Genomic DNA, 18,131 nt, shown 5'->3' with positions numbered 1-18,131 from the left:
TTTATTTATATTCGTTTTAGATAAAACAACTTGGGGAAAAAAAAGTTCTTATCTCCAAAAAGGGATCATCTGTTTTTTTGAAATGAAAAGCCGGCTCAAAGCCGGCTCTGATAACCTTAATATCGGAACATCCACCCCGGCTGAAGCCGGGGGCTAATCTCATGGGGCCATAGCTGCAGATAGGTATAAATAGATGATGATTTCCTGCAAACCTTAAATTACTTCTAATTCTTTCCCAATCTTTATGAAAGCAGCAATTGCTTTATCAAGATGTTCTTTCTCATGCGCAGCAGAAAGTTGAATTCGTATTCTCGCCTGCCCCTTGGGCACCACCGGGTAATAGAATCCGGTAACGTAAATACCCTCTTCAAGCAGCCGTGCAGCAAAAGTCTGAGACAAACGCGCATCATATAGCATCAATGCCACAATGGCCGAATTAGTAGGTTTAATATCAAACCCGGCCTCAGAAATCTTTTGCTTAAAATAATCGGCATTGTTCATGAGTTTATCGCGAAGAGCCGTAGATTCGCTCATCATATCAAACACTTCGGTGGCCGCCCCGACGATGGACGGAGCCAGGGAGTTGCTGAACAAATAAGGTCTTGAGCGTTGGCGCAACAGGTCAATAATCTCCTTTTTCCCGGTGGTGAACCCGCCTAAAGCACCTCCAAGAGCTTTTCCCAAGGTGCTGGTAATGATATCCACGCGGTTCATCACATTATGGTATTCATGGGTTCCACGCCCCGTTTTTCCGATAAAACCGGATGCATGGCTGTCATCCACCATCACCAACGCATTGTATTGTTCGGCCAGATCGCAGATCTTATTTAATGGTGCAATATCTCCATCCATAGAGAACACCCCGTCGGTTACAATAATTCTGAAACGCTGTTTTTGGGCTTCCTGAAGTTGTTTTTCCAAATCATCCATATCGGCATGTTTGTACCGATATCTTGCGGCTTTACAGAGTCGCACTCCATCAATGATGCTGGCATGATTCAATTCGTCGGAGATGATGGCATCTTCGCCGGTAAAAAGCGGTTCAAACACCCCTCCGTTGGCATCGAAACAGGCAGCATACAAAATGGTATCCTCCATGCCGAAAAAAGCAGCAATCTTTTCCTCCAGGTTTTTATGAATATCCTGAGTTCCACATATAAACCTCACTGACGACATTCCGTAACCATGAGAATCCAGTGCTTTATGGGCAGCCTCAATAACTCTGGGATGAGCAGAAAGACCAAGGTAATTGTTGGCACAAAAGTTCAAAACCTTTTCTCCTGAATTCAGTGTTATTTCTGCCTGCTGAGGCGAAGTAATGATTCGCTCGGTTTTATACAAACCTGATTGTTTTATATCCTCAATTTCTTTTTGCAGATGATCTTTGTATTTACCGTACATAGCTACATTATTTTGATGACTTCAGACAAAGTTAAAGATAGTGTTCAAACAAAAATATGACAAAAGATCTTTTGTCATTCCTAACCTGTAAAAATATGGATTCCTAAAGCGACCACTAAACTTTTATTCGCATAAAATCATTGGTGTCGGTTAAAAAATTGAGATTGCTTCACTACGCTCTCAATGACTGGCCTTTGAATATTATTAAAAGGTGATCTGGCAGAACTCACATGTGAGGGATTTAAACATTGTCTTATGTGACAATCGATCTCATGCTCGTTTCATGGTAAAAAGTCACCAAATAAACAATGATTAGCTGACTAATTCCGTACCTGTCAAAGTGTTTTCAAAAATTGTTTGTATTACACTAACGATTGTTTACCAAAATAAAACCGGTTTTACTCAAATATAGGCTTTCAGGGTTAACGCATCGCCTCTCTTTTCACTAATTTTAAAAAATATTTAATACCTATTTTCCCAAAAGTTAAAATGTATGCATAACGTAAAAGGGTTCCCCCCAACAGCATCGGATACCCTTGGTATGTTAGCCGCTTTCACAGCTTCTGTCGTGGTGCTCACGGTGGAAACAGAAGGAGATATTTCCTACATCCATGCCGGAACCGGCAATGCCCAGGAGGAAAAATCCCTGCTTGACAAAGCCGTTAACAAAACCGCCGGTTTTGGCCATGGAATAGGCGGATGGTTCGAGCTGAACGATCCCGTGTTGGTGCGCCCTTATAAATCAGGTCGGTTTTTCAATTTAACCTCAAAGTCTCTTAACGGAAATAATCGTCTCTGCCTGTTTACCCACAATCCGGAAGGCTGGAATAAATCGCAGCTTCTTTTAATGGATCAGACGCGTAAAAGCATCGAACAACAATTTGAAAACTACTTTTACGAACCAAACAACATTGACGAAACAGACAATGACAGGTTTCGGTTGCTTTTTGATTTTTCTCCGGTCGGGGTATTCTTCTATACCACATCACTCAAAATCTCCGCTTTCAACGACCGTTTTGTTTCCATCCTTGGTGCCCCGGCATCAAAATTACTCCATTTAGACCTGAATACCATCTCTGATCGTTCAATACTTCCGGCTATTCTGAGGCCTCTTTCGGGAGGAGAAGGGGATTATGAAGGCTCATACACATCCACCCTCAGTGGCAAAAAAATCAACATCAGTCTGAAAACTGCTCCCATTCTGAATCGCACAGGAGAAATAACCGGGATTATAGGTGTTGTACATGACAACACAGACAGAATCAAAACCCTTGAGGAACTTAAAGAGAGTAAAGACCGGTTAAAAGTACTGATCAATGCCACTCCTGATATTATCTGCTTCAAAAATGAAGAAGGCCAATGGATGGAAGCCAACGAATCCATTCAGGAATTATACAGACTCAAAGGCAAAGACTTTCTTTTTAAAGACGAAGAACATCTCAGAAAGCTAGTGCCCGAACTTTCAGCGGTTTTCAGACAATGCAGCATCTCCGACCAAATGGCATGGACACAAAAGGAGCCGGTCGTGGTGGAAGAAATAATCCCCCTTCCCAACGGAGATGAACGAAGAATTGATGTCATCAAAACACCTGTTTTCAACGCCAACGGAACAAAAAAAGGAATTGTAATTCTGGGACGTGACATCACTGCACGAAAGAAAGCAGAAGAGATGCTCCTGGAGAGCGAAGAACGATTCCGGCTTGTGGCAACACACGCCAACGACATTATTTTTGAATGGCACCCGGGAACAGACAAAATGAGCTGGTTCGGAAATTCGGGATACATCGGCTCATCCGAGGCTCCGCCCCGAACATTCGATGAATTTGTAAAACTTATTCATCCCGAGGACCGCGAGAGGGTAGAGCATTTCTGGACCCATCGTTTTCCCCTGAAAGAGGAGTGGCATGATGAATTCCGGGTTCAACTGAAAAACGGAAACACCAAACACTATCGCGCAGCCGGCATCATGATTTTTAAAGAGGGGATACCTGAGAAAGTAATTGGCACCTTCACCAACATCACCCAGGAGAAAGAACTGATATTCAGCCTCAAAGAAGCCGTCGAAGAAGCCCAACACAATCAGTCCCGCATCACGGGATTGCTGGCAGTGATTCCTGACCTCATATTTGTTTTTGACCGGGATGGGGTCATTAAGGATTATCATGCCGACAGTTCTGATAATTTATATGTGGCTCCGGAAGTATTTCTGGATAAACAAATTGATGAATTTATGCCGGAAGAAATCGCCCGGCTTACCCATGAAAAAATAGCATCAGTTATCAGACACAAAGGCATTGAGACCTATGAATATGAAATGACAGAAGAGGGTAAAACAGGCACCTTTGAATCACGGATGGTTTTTGTGGATGAAAACAGGATAATGACCATTGTAAGGAATGTTACCCATGCACGACAAATAGAAAAAGACCTGATTGCAGCCAAAGAACAAGCCGAAAAAAGTGACCACCTGAAATCTGCTTTTCTGGCCAATATGAGTCATGAAATCCGAACTCCGATGAATGGCATCCTGGGCTTTTCGGAGCTTCTGCGAAACGAATACCTCAGCCCTGAAGAGCGGCAAAAGAGTATAGACGTTATTGTAAAGAGCGGCCAACAACTCCTGGCCATCATCAACGATGTACTTCAGGTTTCTCAGCTGGAAACGGGCCAGGTAAACCTGATGCCAGGCGAAGTAAACCTCAACCGTCTGGTTATAGACCTGGCAAGGTTCTTTGAAATCAATGCACAGGAAAATTCGGTTGAGTTGATCACCCAAATCCCGGAAGAACAAATACTGGCAACGGTTGATGGTGGAAAAATCACCCAGATATTCAACAACCTCATCAGCAACGCATTCAAATTCACCTCTCCCGGCGGTCACATCGCCTTTGGATTCGAAGAAGATGGCAACGACCACATTCGCTTTTTTGTCCATGACGATGGGGTTGGCATTGCGGCAAAGCATCATAAAATCATCTTCGAGCGATTTGGACAGGTATTAAAAGTTGGCGCTGTGAATAAGGGCGGAACTGGCCTGGGACTCTCCATCTCCAAAAGTCTGGTAGAACTAATGGGCGGTGAAATGTGGGTGGAATCCGAGGCAGGCCACGGAGCCAGCTTCTTCTTCAGATTGTCCCGTTCAATGACGCTGTAACGTTTTATTCCCCCGTTTACCCTCTTCATCCTTCTTTTTCGGCTTTACAGCGAGTTTCGTTTGAATACGCAAGGAAAACACTGTTTTTTTGCTCAAAACCTACAAAATTCCATGAGCAGAAACAGACATCTATATATTTGGAGCCTGATTTTTATTCTATCAGCCGGCTGCGACAACCTTTTCGAATACAGTCCATATCAAACTGGTTCGGCCAATTTACCGGAGAAACTGAATGAAAAAGCGATATCCGGGATCAGTAATAAAAGTTCGGACTCTTTTGAACCATTTAGGATTGCCATCATAGGTGACAACCACACCTACTATGACGATTTCAACGATCAGATAAAAGCATTAAACAGCATTGACAGCATCGACTTCGTCATCCACAACGGCGACATTACCCTGAGTGGTATTTACCGCGAATTCATGTGGTTTCATGACATAACGTCCTCATTAAATCATCCAATGATTACCATAGTGGGCAACCATGACTTCCTGTCCAACGGAGACCTGGTTTACCAGGAAATGTTTGGTCCGTTGAGTTTTTCTTTTGATTACAACAATTGTCGTTTTGTCTTTTTCGATGACATTATCTGGGAAAGAAATGTGAAAGACCCCGATTTTGAATGGCTTTACGATGCCCTTGAAGCAGATGACTCTATTGCCCATGTATTTTTAATATCGCATATCCCACCATGGAGTGCACCCTTTAGTGTTGGAAACAGCTATCTTTTTTATCGCATGCTGGAAGAACAACAGGTCTCCTTATCGATTCACGGACATACACATAGTTTTTTCCATGGCATTCGCGATGAGTGCGAAGTTCCATTTCTGATCTCGGGTGATGCCACCGACCGGGAAATCATAATCATGGATGTGCAGTCCGACACCATCCTGGTAACCAGAGAATTATTTTAAAAAAGGGGTTAAGTTTATAGTTGCGTATGTATGATTAGAGATTGCTTTAAACTTAGCCTAAAAAAGCTGATGATATGCGTTTAGTATTTCCGATAATTCTGTTTCTCACAATATTTTCCAACTCAGCATCACAGGCTCAGTTTTATTCTGAAGGCAACTATCCAAGGGCCAATTTTTATAATCGGATGTACCAGCCCCGGCAAACGGTGATTTCAGGGGACACGGTTACTTATCGTCCCCGATGGTTTTTCCCAAAACACGCCAAAATACAATATGCAGGAAATGTAGGTTTCCTATCTGTTGGGGTGGGGTATCACTTTTGGGATATTTACGAGGCAACCTTTTCCTACGGATTGTTAAATGAATTTCTGGGAGGCAGTCATGTGACGGTACACACCCTGTCGCTGAAAAACAGCTTTTTCCTCACACAGAAACCATGGTTCAATCATTTTTGGCCAAAGGCAGGAATAATGATCAACCGGGGAAATACCAACAATACGTTCCGCAAATTGCCGCCACACTATCCCGAGAGCTATTATTTCCAGAACAAGGTACATGCAGCACCTTTTTGGGGAGGAGAATGGTATCAGCCACTAAAAGACAAACACCTTACGGGATGGGGACTCTATTTTGAGTTTTCGGCACTGGACGCCTACCTTCTGGAAGCCATACGTACAGAATATGTGACCATGCTGGATGTCTGGAGCCTCGCTTTTGGAATTACTTTCTATTTTCATTGAACCATATCAGGCAGCAAAGAAAATGCAGACAGGATGGGGAGTTGACTGTTAGCTCGTGGCTCGTGGCTGTTAGCTACAAGCAGGCAATACAACCAACGCATTTTTTAATCGATTACGCCCTCCTTAAAGGAAAAGTATTCGGTCTCCAGCCAGAAGCCAGAAACACAAATTCCCGACATAAGAAAAAACGAAACAGAATCCTCTTTTCTTTTTATGGTATAGATGGTTTCGCTACTTTTGCGGAAAAATTATCCCGATGGCGTATATTCTTTGCATTGAGACTTCCACCACTGTTTGCTCAGTAGCACTCACCCGTGATGGAGAAGTAGTTGCGGCGCGGCAGGAGAATGAGGGCAATTCTCACGCCAACCGATTGACTATTTTAACAGAAGAACTATTCAGAGACTCTTCGGTTCCGATAGAAATGAGTGATATTGACGCAGTTGCAGTAAGCAGCGGCCCGGGGTCCTACACAGGACTGCGAATTGGCGTATCCACCACCAAAGGCATCTGCTTCGCACTGGGAAAACCATTGATTGCCATTCCCTCATTATCAGTTCTGGCTCTGCCCGTTGTTCAAAACCTCAGCACTCTGGATGAAAACAGAGATGCATGGTTCTGTCCTATGATTGATGCCCGCCGTATGGAAGTATATGCGGCAATGTTCGACAGCAAAATGGAGCAACAAAAAGAAACCTCCGCTGATATCATTGACAACGAAAGTTATGCCGATATCCTTAAAGAAAGAAAAGTCTTCTTCTTTGGCAACGGAGCAGCCAAATGCCGGGAAACCCTTACCCACCCCAACGCGCTCTTCCCGGAGGACGATGGTCCGCTGGCCCGCAATATGGCGCAGCCGGCCTATGATGCGTGGAATAAAAAACAATTTGAAGATGTAGCCTATTTCGAACCATTTTATCTGAAAGATTTTATTGCAACCATTCCCAAAAAGAAGATTCTTTGATTAAACGGGCATCGTGTATTAAACCCTGCCCCTGCCTCAGTTGTTTAAGTTATTGATGGACTTTCATTTACTTAACATACTCCTGGTCGAAGACGACCTCACGTTTGGAGAAGAGCTGACCTCCTTTCTGAAATCCTTTGGTTACGATGTAGTACATTGTGGCGACGGAGATGAAGCATTTGAAGCTTTCTGCAACGGAAGATTCAATTTCTGTATTTTTGATCTTATGTTGCCGGGAATTGACGGATTCACACTTACCGAAAGGGTCCGCAGACGTGACAGTCATATTCCTGTTGTCATAATCAGTAAGAGAAATCACAAAGACGACAAACAAAAAGCCTTTGACCTGGGGGTGGACGATTACCTTGTAAAACCATTCGATCCGGATGAACTCCTTTGGAGGATTAAAGCGGTAGCACGGCGAATGCATGCAGCTTTGCCTCCAAACAATGTTGCAGCTCCCCTGTCCATCGGAAGATTCACTTTCGACCTGAACCGCCAGATGCTGATAAACGGCACAACCATCCTGCGTCTCACCCGTCGGGAAAGTGAAGTTTTACGACTCCTTTGTAACCGCAAAAACCAACTGATCAAAAGGGAAGAGATTCTTATGCAACTTTGGGGCGATGTGGATTATTTCCACGGACGCAGCCTGGATGTATTTATCAGCAAAATAAGAAAATATCTGAGGGAGGATGGCAACATCAGAATTGACAATATTCCTACCGTAGGATACATCCTGAGAGAAGAAGATACAAGCGTTGAATCCTGAAAACAGAATCGGGCTGTTCCCTGAGAAGCAACCCGATTTGTATGAGAATAACAGCCGAAATCATCGGCTGTTTCTACCATCTTTTATTTAGTGTTTGTCTATAAAGATCAACGTCTGCGTTCTTGCTCAAAATATAAACCCTCAAATACATTAGTATTCTGCAGTTTAGATTTTTCACACGCCTTGAATTTGAATTTTCTAGTTCAAACACCTTAAAAACGCTTAGTTTATGGACAGAGACTATTTAGTGTCCGTCTATAAACTAAGCAAAATTTTGTCTAGAAAATGCCAGTTACAAGGCATGCGAAGCCCGAAAATACGCAGTTTACTTGAGTAAATGAGGAATTTTCGGGCAAGCGTAACGCAGTAAATGGTACTTTATGGACAAACATTATTTAATCAATCCTTCCTTAATCATATATTCAGCAATCTGAACCGCATTGAGTGCAGCTCCTTTGCGAATCTGATCAGCCACAGCCCAAAAAGTCAATCCGTTGGGATTGGCCAGGTCGGCACGAATACGTCCTACAAATACCTCATCTCTTCCGGAGAGGAACAAAGGCATGGGATACTCGTTGTTGTCGGGATTGTCAATCACTTCAACTCCTTCTGCTTTTTCAAAGGCCTCACGAGCTTCCTGAACGCTTACCGGGCGCTCTGTTTCCACCCAGATGCTTTCGGAGTGCGCGCGCAAAATAGGAATCCGCACACAGGTAGCACTAACCTGCACATCAGAATGCATGATTTTGCGGGTCTCGTTAAACATCTTCATCTCCTCTTTGGTGTATCCGTTTTCGGTAAACACATCTACATGAGGAATAACATTCATTGCCAGCTGATGCGCAAATTTCTCCACGGTGGGTTGCTCTCCCTTCACGATCTGCTCAAACTGCTTCTCCAATTCGTCCATTCCTGATGCCCCGGCTCCACTGGCAGCCTGATAGCTTGAAACATGAACTTTACGAATGTGAGAAATATTCTCAATAGCTTTGAGCGCCACCACCATCTGAATGGTTGTACAGTTGGGGTTGGCAATAACCTTGCGCGGAGCGTTGGCACAATCGGCTGCATTTACTTCGGGCACCACCAAAGGTACATCCTCATCCATCCGGAAAGCACTTGAGTTGTCAATCATAATGGTTCCGTGCTTTGTGATGGTTTTCTCGAACTCTTTGGATGTTCCGCCACCGGCACTGGTCAGTGCAATATCGATGTCTTTAAAATCGTCGTTGTGTTGAAGTTCTTTTACGACCAGCTCTTTTCCCCTGAATGTGTATTTCTTGCCTGCACTGCGTGCGGACCCGAAAAGTACTAATTCATCAATCGGGAAATCCCTTGTTTCAAGAATACTCAAAAACTCTTGTCCTACAGCACCGCTGGCACCTACAATAGCTAACTTCATGTGATAATATTTGGTTTTACATTGTTGAATAAATTCCCTAAATTGCATTTGGCCGGGTTTGTTACGCGCCGGAAAGATTCAACTTCATTCCGGCAGATTTTTCATGGCCGAACAACACAATCGTCACAAAATTAATACATTTAAGTAATAAACCCTAATCCCATGAAGCCGATTTTTTTTCATTTACTCACCATCACCCTGCTGTTTCTCACAAATCAGCTCATTTCTGCCACTTCATTTCAAGACTTCCCTTTCTCTTGGACCGGAGATACCGAATGGTTCATTTACCATCCGGAGGAGAATACAGTTCAGCTAAACGCTCCTGAAACCTCAGAAAAAGCACTGCTTCTGCACCCATCCACCGCTTTTGAAGATGCAGTCTGGACAACAGGTTTCAGAATGGAATTTAATCCCTCATCCTCCAATTACCTGACAATAATTCTGGTGGCTGATGATGTGGATAATTTCCATAACGGCTTTTTCCTGATGGCCGGGACAACAAACGACAACATATCCCTTTGGGAAAGAAAAAACGGGACAGACAACCTGTTGATCAAAGGGATTGAAGACCGGCTGAACAGCAGTCCGGCCATTGCACGGGCAAGAGTAAGCCGCAGAAAAGGCGGGCACTGGACGCTGGAAAGTGATACGGGCAACGGCTGGCAAACAGAAGGCTCCATTACCTACAAACGGGGAATGCCCTCTTCCTATGCAGGATTCAGTTGTCACTACACACAAACCAGACGTGATAAATTCTTTCTCGAACCATTGGAAATATCGGGCACTGCCTATCGGGACACAGTGCCTCCATGCATAGAATCCATAGAGATAAAGAACGGATTTAACGTATTGCTCGCATTTTCGGAACCGGTAAGTGAGCAAATGTCTTCCGGAAATATAACAATTCCGGGGACGGAAGAAAATATCCACCATAAAACACTGTTTGATGAGTCTGCTACCAACGCCACCATTCAGCTGAGACATAAAATTCCTGATGCACAAGATGCACCTATTGTTTTATCGGGATGGTGCGATGGAGATGGGAATATCCTGGAAGACACCACTCTTCGCTACACGTATATTGCGCCGGATGTGGAATTGGTTCACCTGGTAAATTACACAACCATCGAAATTAATTTCAACCAACCGTTACCCCCGGAAGCAATCTGCCCGGAACTTTTTGAGGCCAATGAAATTCCTGACGGTTTCACCAAAGTGGAACCTCTTTCTGAAGATATCTACCACCTGATACTCAAACGCCCAATTCCGGATGCTCTGGAAGCGAACCTTTTCATTACTAACCTCATTTTACCCGGGGGAGACACTATCCCGAAGGGCCCTTATACTCTTTTCTATCATGAGGCAGCCTTTACTGACCTGATCTTTTCTGAAATCATGCACGACCCTTCCCCGCCGGCACTTCTGGCAGAAGCAGAATACATAGAATTGTTTAACCGGTCTAACCTGCCGGTGAATCTAAAAAACATGACCCTGCAGATCAACGACAAGGTTCTGGAATTGCCGGAATATCATCTGTTCCCCGACAATTATGTCGCCTTAACCGCAGAAGAGACAAACCTCCCGGGTACCTTAACACCGGAAAGGTGGATAGCACTTACCAACAGCGGTGGCCAAATTGTTTTACGAAATCCATCCGGGCAAACCACCACAGCATTCCGGTATCCCGGCCTTCTATCCGGGCCTCCTTTCAAACAGGAGGGCGGATGGTCCATGGAGTGCACTGATGCCAACAATCTGTCGGGGGCGTTGAGCAACTGGGCCTACTGCAGCAATGACCGGGGAGGAACCCCGGGCATGGAAAACTCGGTAAGATCGCTTAATACAGATACTCAAAGCCCAACCGTTGAAGATGCATGGCTGGAGGGAGACTCGATACTGAAACTTGATTTTGGAGAGCCTATCGAGCCTTCATCAATAAAAAAAGATGATTTTAAATTATCTGTTTCGGACATAACCATCAAAAAAATTACGCAACACGAGAGTTTCAGAGATGTCTTAACCCTTTTATTTACCCCCCCTTTAACTCAGAATCAGGTAATCACCCTATCCTGGTCCTCTGGTTTATCCGATCTTGCGGGAAATATCTATACCGGAACTCCCCAATTGCTCTTTGGGCTCCCCGGCATTACCGACAGTTTGGATGCTGTCATTAATGAGTTGCTGTTTGATCCTCCGGCAGAAGGTTGTGACTACGTGGAACTATACAACCGGTCAGATAAAATTCTGGCGTTAGACAGCCTCTGCCTGGCCCGAGGCGGAGACAACGACATAGCTGAGTCGCTGGTACTTCTCTCCGACAAGTGCCGATGGTTTCTTCCGGGAACCTGGCTTTGCTTTGCCACCGATCCCGACTGGGTGAAAAAACAATTTAACCAACCCGATGCTGACAACATTCTGGCTTTAAAGGGGCTTCCCAACTTCGTAAATGAAGGCGGAAGCGTAATTCTGGCCTTGAGAAACGGGGCCGTCATCGATCATATGGATTATAGCCCTTCGCTTCATTACGCTTTGCTTTCAAATACCAAAGGCGTTGCACTGGAAAGAACCAGCTTCGGGGGAGCAACAGACAATCCGATGACCTGGCACTCAGCTGCATCGACGGCAGGTTACGGAACGCCGGGCTATACCAATTCGCAAACGATAAATACAGAAATAAAACAACCGGAAAAACTCTTCTCTGTGTCGCCGGACATCTTCACTCCGAATATGGATGGAAACAATGACCAACTAAAAATCTCCTATCAGTTCAAAAAACCCGGAAAGAAAGGCACATTTACCATCTATAATGCAGATGGTTTTCAGGTAAAAAAGCTGGTCAATAACCAAAGTCTCGGTACATCAGGAATCATCACCTGGGACGGCACCAACGACGACCGTGCTGCCGCTCCTCCGGGCATTTACATCATTGGCGCACGGATATTCGACGAAGAAGGCAAGGTGGAAAATGCCAAAGAATCATGTGTTTTAGGAGTTCGACGGCACTAACTTCTTCCTGCCATTTCATACCCGCACCGGGCACATTGTCCATGTTCTATATTGTTGTACAAAACATTATAGCCCACCCTTTCAATCAGAACAGCCCCACACCGTGGACATACAGTGTTCTGATCGCCCGATGTCGGAACATTTCCCACATAAATGTAATTCAGCCCCGCCTCTTTTCCTGCCTCCACAGCTCTGTGCAAGATCTCCATAGGGGTTGGCGGAACATCCATCATTTTATAACCCGGAAAAAACCGGCTGATATGCCAGGGCACATCTACTCCAAGCTCATTGGCAATAAAATGAGCCATTTGATGCAATTCCCCCGCACTGTCATTAATTCCGGGAATGATCAGACTGGTTACTTCGAGCCAGATTCCTTTGCAAACAAGGTGCTTCATGTTTTCCAAAACCGGAGTCAGCCTCCCACCCATAAGTTTTCGATAAGTCTCCTCCTTAAAAGCCTTTAAGTCAATATTGACAGCATCAAGCCAGAGTGCTGCAAGATCCAGCATCTCGCTTGTCATAAAACCGTTGGAAACAAATACATTCCTGAGGCCGGCCCGACGAGCCAGCAAACCAATATCGTTGCAATACTCAAAAAAAATGGTTGGCTCGGTATAAGTATAGGCAATGCTTTTACAACCTGCATCCAGGGCCTCCTGCACTATTTCATCCGGAGAGGCAGCACTTCCCATTTCAAGTATCCCCGGAGAAGTAACCTGAGATATTTCACAATTCTGACAAAAATCACAGTGGAAATTACAGCCCGGCGTCCCAATGGAAAAAGCTTTACTGCCCGGAAAGAAGTGATACAAAGGCTTCTTTTCAATTGGGTCAATATGACGAGCAATTGTCCGCCCGTAAACATGCGTATAGAGCGTACCATCAATATTTTCGCGCACCTTGCATATTCCGAATTTTCCGGGTGCTATTTTACAGTGATGGGCACACAGATTGCATTTTACTTTCTGATTATCAAGTTTTTCGTAAAGCAGGGCTTCTTTCATCCGTACAAAATTTGTTTATTAAGGTCGGATGGGACTCGCATGCAAGAACTTATACATGTTCTCTAGTGACAACCGTTGGCATGCTCGTTTCATTCGTTTAAAATTTATCCAGATTATTGCTTTGATAAAACCCGCAATCTTCTTCCCGAAATTACAGGATGCTTTTTCGCCTCTCATAAACCATCAAATACTTTGCCGTCGGCTCGCGGCTATAGCTTCAGCGACACGCGTTTTGGAGCATCTTTGCGAAATCAAAATCCAATACATACCATCCAAAACCGGTTGCTTACAAAAGGTTATATATACTTAATATTACAGAGATGCCTCCAAAAGACAAATGATTATTTTTCCTCTTTATTTACATTAAATTCATCGGCAAAAACCAACTTCCGCCGACCTATTTTGTCAGGTTTTTCATACTCAAGAACCACTACATCGAAGGGCACTTTTCTCAACCCGGAGGTAATTCTGAAATTTCCCGTAGCGACAAAACTATTGTTATCCGGAAAAGTAATATTGGTGATTAAAGTTTCTTCATTGATTGAATCACGCCTGGGCTCTGAAGCACTGATAACTCCTGAGATGGGTTGAGGAATATTACTACTCATAATTTTTATCTCAAAAGAATTATCAAAACCGGCATACCTCTTACCCGATATCTCCACATTAATTTGAGTGGCAATATTTCCTCTTCTTTCGACCGACAGCTTAACCTTGCGTTCGGGAACCAGTTGAATAAAATCGGACTCCACAACCGGTGAAAGACAAACATCCGTATTGCTGATTCGCAAAGAATGCTCCTGGTAACGAGCCAGCATCAGCTTAACAAACGGGAAATAGCGAGTCAGTGGATCTATTGATAAATCGGCATACCAAAGTTTGCGTTCTGCATCGAATTGTGGCGCAAAAGCAACGACATCTGCCTTTGAATCATTGATGCCAGGATAAACAATGCCTCTGTCCACCTTGCTGTGCCACTTAAAATGACCGCTCTCAAGATGAAAACCGGTATCACCCGGGAAAGGAAAAACAGGGTCCGCTCCCCACTGCGAATAGGTAACAGGTAATTCGGGAAGATTTTCTGCCGTTCCCTGAGGAGCCAATACCACCCCTAACAGTTCACCCTCCCCGGAACTGAACCAGGGCCGTTTCAGATACACCCTCAATCCTCCACCCGAGCGAACATGGGTTATCTGGTTTTCTCCGCCCGACTTGTGCCAGTTGAAAGTAGGGATAATATATTCCACCTCCGGGGGCAAAGGGCGATCAGAGCTTAAAATATTGACACGAACGGGCTCACCTTCCTGCGTGTAGTCCAGCCCCTGAATGGGCTTAAGAGTCCCTTCCGCATCAGGTTGCCTGAAGTACTCGGGATAACGGGTAGTGGCAATTGGTTTGTAATCCACGAACCGGTGTCTGGTGTCGTCAAAGTTATGCATCAAACCAAAGGCTTTTAAAACATATGCCTTTGTGAAGACAGGGAGCAACTTGAGTGTAAGAGCATTATCCCCTTGCATCTTCTCAACAGGTGCTTTCCTTTGAGACTGCCCGAATTGCTGCACCCCGGGTTTTAGTTTAAGCTTCCGGATGTTTTCAACACGGGAAACCGGGGCTAACGTATTGGTGACCTTAAATTCAGGATTTTTGGGAGGGAAATAGCCCACATGATGAACCTGCTCATTGTATTTGATTTTTACAGGATCCAGCAATTTCCGGTTGCTTACTTCAAGTGGCAGAGGTTTAAGCGGATTATCATCCCATTCTTTCCAGATAGCGTGCAATACAACCTTACCTGTGCTTTGTCCGTGAATTTTAATCCGGGTCTTTATCCACGCCGGAGTATCCATATAGCCCCGGTCTGCAGCCGAATCATTCAAAACAGGAGGTCTGAGGGGCTGCTGAAGGGCATGCACAAGCTCCATTTCCCGTGCGGGACTAACCATCCAGTGGCGCCCCTCACGCAGATAACCACGCACCTGATGAAATCCGCTTTTAGTGGACAGTTGTTCCCAAATCCCCGAAAGAGTCTGCAGGTCTTCATTCTTCCAGAAACAGGTATATTTGATTCTTGCCCGGTGTCCTTTGGGTAAAGAGAAGGTAAGTATGCGGCTGGTTTCATTCCATTCGGATCCGGTATCACCCTCCACCAATTCAATAGTAACAGGCTTTACCTTCAGCCAGTTGCCATTCTCAAACATACCGGTTGGAATAAATGCAACCCGATGAGGTGAAAATTTCTGTGTATGTGTATCCTCGTAATCTTCTGCCAGGAAAACAGCGACTCCGGCTGCAGCAGGATCAGGCAGATAAGTTAGTTTAAATGAATCTGCCATATACACTTTATCTTCAGGATCGTTCACCCCCGGCGGAGCTTCATGGCTGGTAATTAGATCGTAAATAAGTTTGGCTTCCTGCATGTTGCCTGAGAATGCCTTGTCAAATTTACCGTGGCGTTCGGCAGTCAACTGGCTGTTAGAAGGTGGTATAAGAAGTCGGCGCGCCTCACGGTCGAATGGATCGACCCCCGGTTCGGAATAGTCTTGTACAGGAGTATCCACATTACTTTTGATGACCAGCCGCTCCACATCCTCTCCGATTTTATATTTATTTCCGGCCAAAACCACGGGAGAAGCAATGGGTTCATACCGGCGATAAGTAATGTTTTGAACAATAGCCTCCGTCGGATTATCAGGAGTTGCCTCCAAAGGCACACTGTTTCCTGCCACATCCACGTAACGCATACGCAGGTGGTAACTTTTCCCGTAACGCAAAGAGGGCAGCGTCCCGGAGACAATACGCGACCGGACGTTCATCCGGACATTGGCTTCGGGATGGTAGCCGTATTTCTTTTCTTCTTCAGCCACGTCATTGTTAATATAATCCTTAGCCTCTTCTCCTGAACCTTCAGCTTCATTAATTGCAAATCCGGGCCTTTCAACCGCAAGACTCCAGCCTGTCCAACGGGCCACAACACCTGTTACAAATACGTCATCACTTTCTTCGTCTTCAGTCAGGGCCAGTTGGTTAAAACCTTCATCAGGAACGATATTATCCACTGGCCAGGCATTTTTATTCTCATCGTAAACCGTTATCTCATCCTGCTTCAACTGAAGCGAATACCAATTGTCGGCTTGGTTGGCATAAGCAACGTCCATGCGATATCCCATCACCAGATCGTTGGCATACATAACCTCCGTGTCGGGAATTTGAATTTTCATGGCCGTTATTTGCGGGCTTACCTCCAGCATTTGACTGTTCAGACTGAGTTGTGCCGTTGGCAAAGCAGGTGGTGCAGCCAATTTAACATCCAGCTGGCGTGCCTTAATAAACCGGGCATTAAGATAGAATTCTACATTGTTTTTAATGATAGCGATCCCGGCTGACTTGATGGTGGGCAGCCCTTCTTCGCCAGCTATTTCTTCATTTCTCTCGTCATCTTCATCTTCCACAGATTCTTCATCTGGAGTCATTCTTTTAACCCGTAATTGCACTTCAGAAACCTTCTCCACCACATTTTTCACCTGATTATCTACTTTATTGATGGTTTGAATTGCCGTTCCATCTGTATCAATTTGTGCAACTGAAAAGTCAGATGTGTTAAGTTTGACAAATCCATTCCTCAACTCGCTTCCGGATTTTTCTCTAGCAAAAAATCCTTTCGACGTAATTCGATAGGCTGTAGCCGTTACGGAGACTTCCGTTTGGTCATTAAATTCCAATCCGGTCGGGAATGCAGAGACCCTTCCTTCATCGGGGAGAGAAGAATCGAAAGGAACCATCAGGTCGATAACCAGCCCCAGCTTTCTAAGCATTTGCGGATAGTCGCTCATCTGAGCCATAATGTCATGAAACTCAAATTCGGGCACTTGAACTGGCTGGACAGACAGGATGGGTCTAGCCACGTCTATCCGGTGAAAATCGCGGAAACGGGCAAACTGAAATGCAGGCTCTTTATCTTTGCTTCGTATTTGAGCATACTTCCCCGATTGAAGAATCTGACGATAATCCATAACCGGCTGTTGCTGAACCATCGGTTTAACCATGGCTGACCTATCGAGGTTCAACCCCTTAATATCCTGCCTGACCTCTGCTTTGGCTACCGACTTGTCTTCAATTTTCTGATAAGCTTTAATTACCTCAGGCTCAATAGATTTTCGTCCGATCCGGCGGATATTTTCATTTTGCAAAAATTGGCCCGGCTTTAAAAGTTTAACAGGACTATTAATCCCAAAATCACGATAAACATTCAGCAAAGATTCGCTGATTTCATAAGCCGGATAGGCGTGAATCTTAAGTCTGGACTTGTCTTCAACGATGAATGCTGAAACTTTAACCCCGGAATGAATGAGGGTCTCCCAGACCTCAGTATCAATTACAGAGGTATTCCCTGTTGCCGCAACTACTTCGCTGCCGTTCCAGCGAACTTTGAACCCCGGAACATTTTTAATCTTTTGTGCCCATTGCAGAATCTCCGGAAATGTGTCCAATGTAGTGGCTGAAGTATGAGAAAGCCTGAGTCCGCAATGCAATGAAATCCGAAGATATTGCTGACCGTCAACAGTAACTTTGCCGTTGGGCAAGGTGGTGTATATGAATGTTTGCTTCATCAGATAAAATTTTAATTTTCAGAAATCCGGACTCAAGGTTTGATTAGCCCGGGCGTTAAAGAAATTCCGGTTAATTCCAATTCACTATAGTTCGTTATCCCGAAGTTTCGGGATAGGATTCATTTTGAATCTTATATCTAAAAATCTAACGATCTATTAA

Annotated in this window: 10 protein-coding genes; 6 read left to right on the top strand and 4 right to left on the bottom strand. The window is 44.6% G+C overall.

The features are described 5' to 3' along the window. Positions 1–213 precede the first annotated feature (213 nt). Complete coding sequence (gene kbl, locus W7W_RS0103295; protein WP_010662421.1) at positions 214–1,401, bottom strand: glycine C-acetyltransferase; 1,188 nt, start codon at positions 1,399–1,401, stop codon at positions 214–216. A gap of 493 nt (positions 1,402–1,894) precedes the next feature. On the opposite strand from kbl, the gene W7W_RS0103290 reads away from it, so the two are divergent. The 5 genes from W7W_RS0103290 to W7W_RS0103270 all read left to right on the top strand — a co-directional run bounded on the left by W7W_RS0103290 (position 1,895) and on the right by W7W_RS0103270 (position 7,949). Next, entirely contained in the window at positions 1,895–4,555 is a 2,661-nt protein-coding gene (locus W7W_RS0103290; protein ID WP_010662420.1) for a PAS domain-containing sensor histidine kinase, read from the top strand. Positions 4,556–4,666: 111 nt separating this feature from the next. Continuing rightward, on the top strand, positions 4,667–5,473 hold the full coding sequence (locus W7W_RS0103285) for a metallophosphoesterase family protein (protein ID WP_010662419.1): 807 nt from the start codon (positions 4,667–4,669) through the stop codon (positions 5,471–5,473). A 74-nt stretch (positions 5,474–5,547) separates the two neighbouring features. Beyond that, the gene (locus W7W_RS0103280; RefSeq protein ID WP_010662418.1) at positions 5,548–6,213 is read left to right on the top strand and encodes a hypothetical protein; all 666 of its coding nucleotides are present in this window, start codon (positions 5,548–5,550) and stop codon (positions 6,211–6,213) included. Positions 6,214–6,469: 256 nt separating this feature from the next. Beyond that, entirely contained in the window at positions 6,470–7,177 is a 708-nt protein-coding gene (tsaB, locus tag W7W_RS0103275; protein ID WP_010662417.1) for a tRNA (adenosine(37)-N6)-threonylcarbamoyltransferase complex dimerization subunit type 1 TsaB, read from the top strand. 55 nt (positions 7,178–7,232) lie between these two features. Further along, a complete protein-coding gene (locus tag W7W_RS0103270; RefSeq protein ID WP_025006640.1) occupies positions 7,233–7,949 on the top strand; it encodes a response regulator transcription factor in 717 nt (238 codons plus the stop codon). 391 nt (positions 7,950–8,340) lie between these two features. Here the strand turns inward: W7W_RS0103270 and W7W_RS0103265 are convergent, their stop codons facing one another. Beyond that, positions 8,341–9,351, bottom strand: coding sequence for an aspartate-semialdehyde dehydrogenase (locus W7W_RS0103265; protein WP_010662415.1), 1,011 nt, complete (start codon positions 9,349–9,351; stop codon positions 8,341–8,343). A 162-nt stretch (positions 9,352–9,513) separates the two neighbouring features. Here W7W_RS0103265 and W7W_RS0103260 point away from each other — a divergent pair, with 162 nt between their 5' ends. Next, complete coding sequence (locus W7W_RS0103260) at positions 9,514–12,357, top strand: lamin tail domain-containing protein (protein ID WP_010662414.1); 2,844 nt, start codon at positions 9,514–9,516, stop codon at positions 12,355–12,357. Here the strand turns inward: W7W_RS0103260 and amrS are convergent. Both amrS and W7W_RS0103245 read right to left on the bottom strand, forming a co-directional pair. Next, positions 12,354–13,364 (bottom strand): AmmeMemoRadiSam system radical SAM enzyme, encoded by a 1,011-nt coding sequence (gene amrS / locus W7W_RS0103255; protein ID WP_010662413.1) that lies wholly within the window; start codon positions 13,362–13,364, stop codon positions 12,354–12,356. The two genes, W7W_RS0103260 and amrS, sit on opposite strands and share 4 nt — an antisense overlap. 341 nt (positions 13,365–13,705) lie before the next feature. Next, positions 13,706–17,971 (bottom strand): hypothetical protein, encoded by a 4,266-nt coding sequence (locus tag W7W_RS0103245; RefSeq protein WP_010662412.1) that lies wholly within the window; start codon positions 17,969–17,971, stop codon positions 13,706–13,708. Between the last annotated feature and the right edge of the window lie 160 nt (positions 17,972–18,131).

Source organism: Marinilabilia salmonicolor JCM 21150, from assembly GCF_000259075.1.
Taxonomy (GTDB): domain Bacteria; phylum Bacteroidota; class Bacteroidia; order Bacteroidales; family Marinilabiliaceae; genus Marinilabilia; species Marinilabilia salmonicolor.
Note: the sequence above shows the minus strand (reverse complement) of the source record. Positions and strands in the feature narration are given on the sequence as shown.

Coding starts and splice junctions, on each gene's coding strand:
- kbl (WP_010662421.1), bottom strand. CDS start 1,401: ATGTACGGTAAATACAAAGATCATCTGCAAAAAGAAATTGAGGATATA.
- W7W_RS0103290 (WP_010662420.1), top strand. CDS start 1,895: ATGCATAACGTAAAAGGGTTCCCCCCAACAGCATCGGATACCCTTGGT.
- W7W_RS0103285 (WP_010662419.1), top strand. CDS start 4,667: ATGAGCAGAAACAGACATCTATATATTTGGAGCCTGATTTTTATTCTA.
- W7W_RS0103280 (WP_010662418.1), top strand. CDS start 5,548: ATGCGTTTAGTATTTCCGATAATTCTGTTTCTCACAATATTTTCCAAC.
- tsaB (WP_010662417.1), top strand. CDS start 6,470: ATGGCGTATATTCTTTGCATTGAGACTTCCACCACTGTTTGCTCAGTA.
- W7W_RS0103270 (WP_025006640.1), top strand. CDS start 7,233: ATGGACTTTCATTTACTTAACATACTCCTGGTCGAAGACGACCTCACG.
- W7W_RS0103265 (WP_010662415.1), bottom strand. CDS start 9,351: ATGAAGTTAGCTATTGTAGGTGCCAGCGGTGCTGTAGGACAAGAGTTT.
- W7W_RS0103260 (WP_010662414.1), top strand. CDS start 9,514: ATGAAGCCGATTTTTTTTCATTTACTCACCATCACCCTGCTGTTTCTC.
- amrS (WP_010662413.1), bottom strand. CDS start 13,364: ATGAAAGAAGCCCTGCTTTACGAAAAACTTGATAATCAGAAAGTAAAA.
- W7W_RS0103245 (WP_010662412.1), bottom strand. CDS start 17,971: ATGAAGCAAACATTCATATACACCACCTTGCCCAACGGCAAAGTTACT.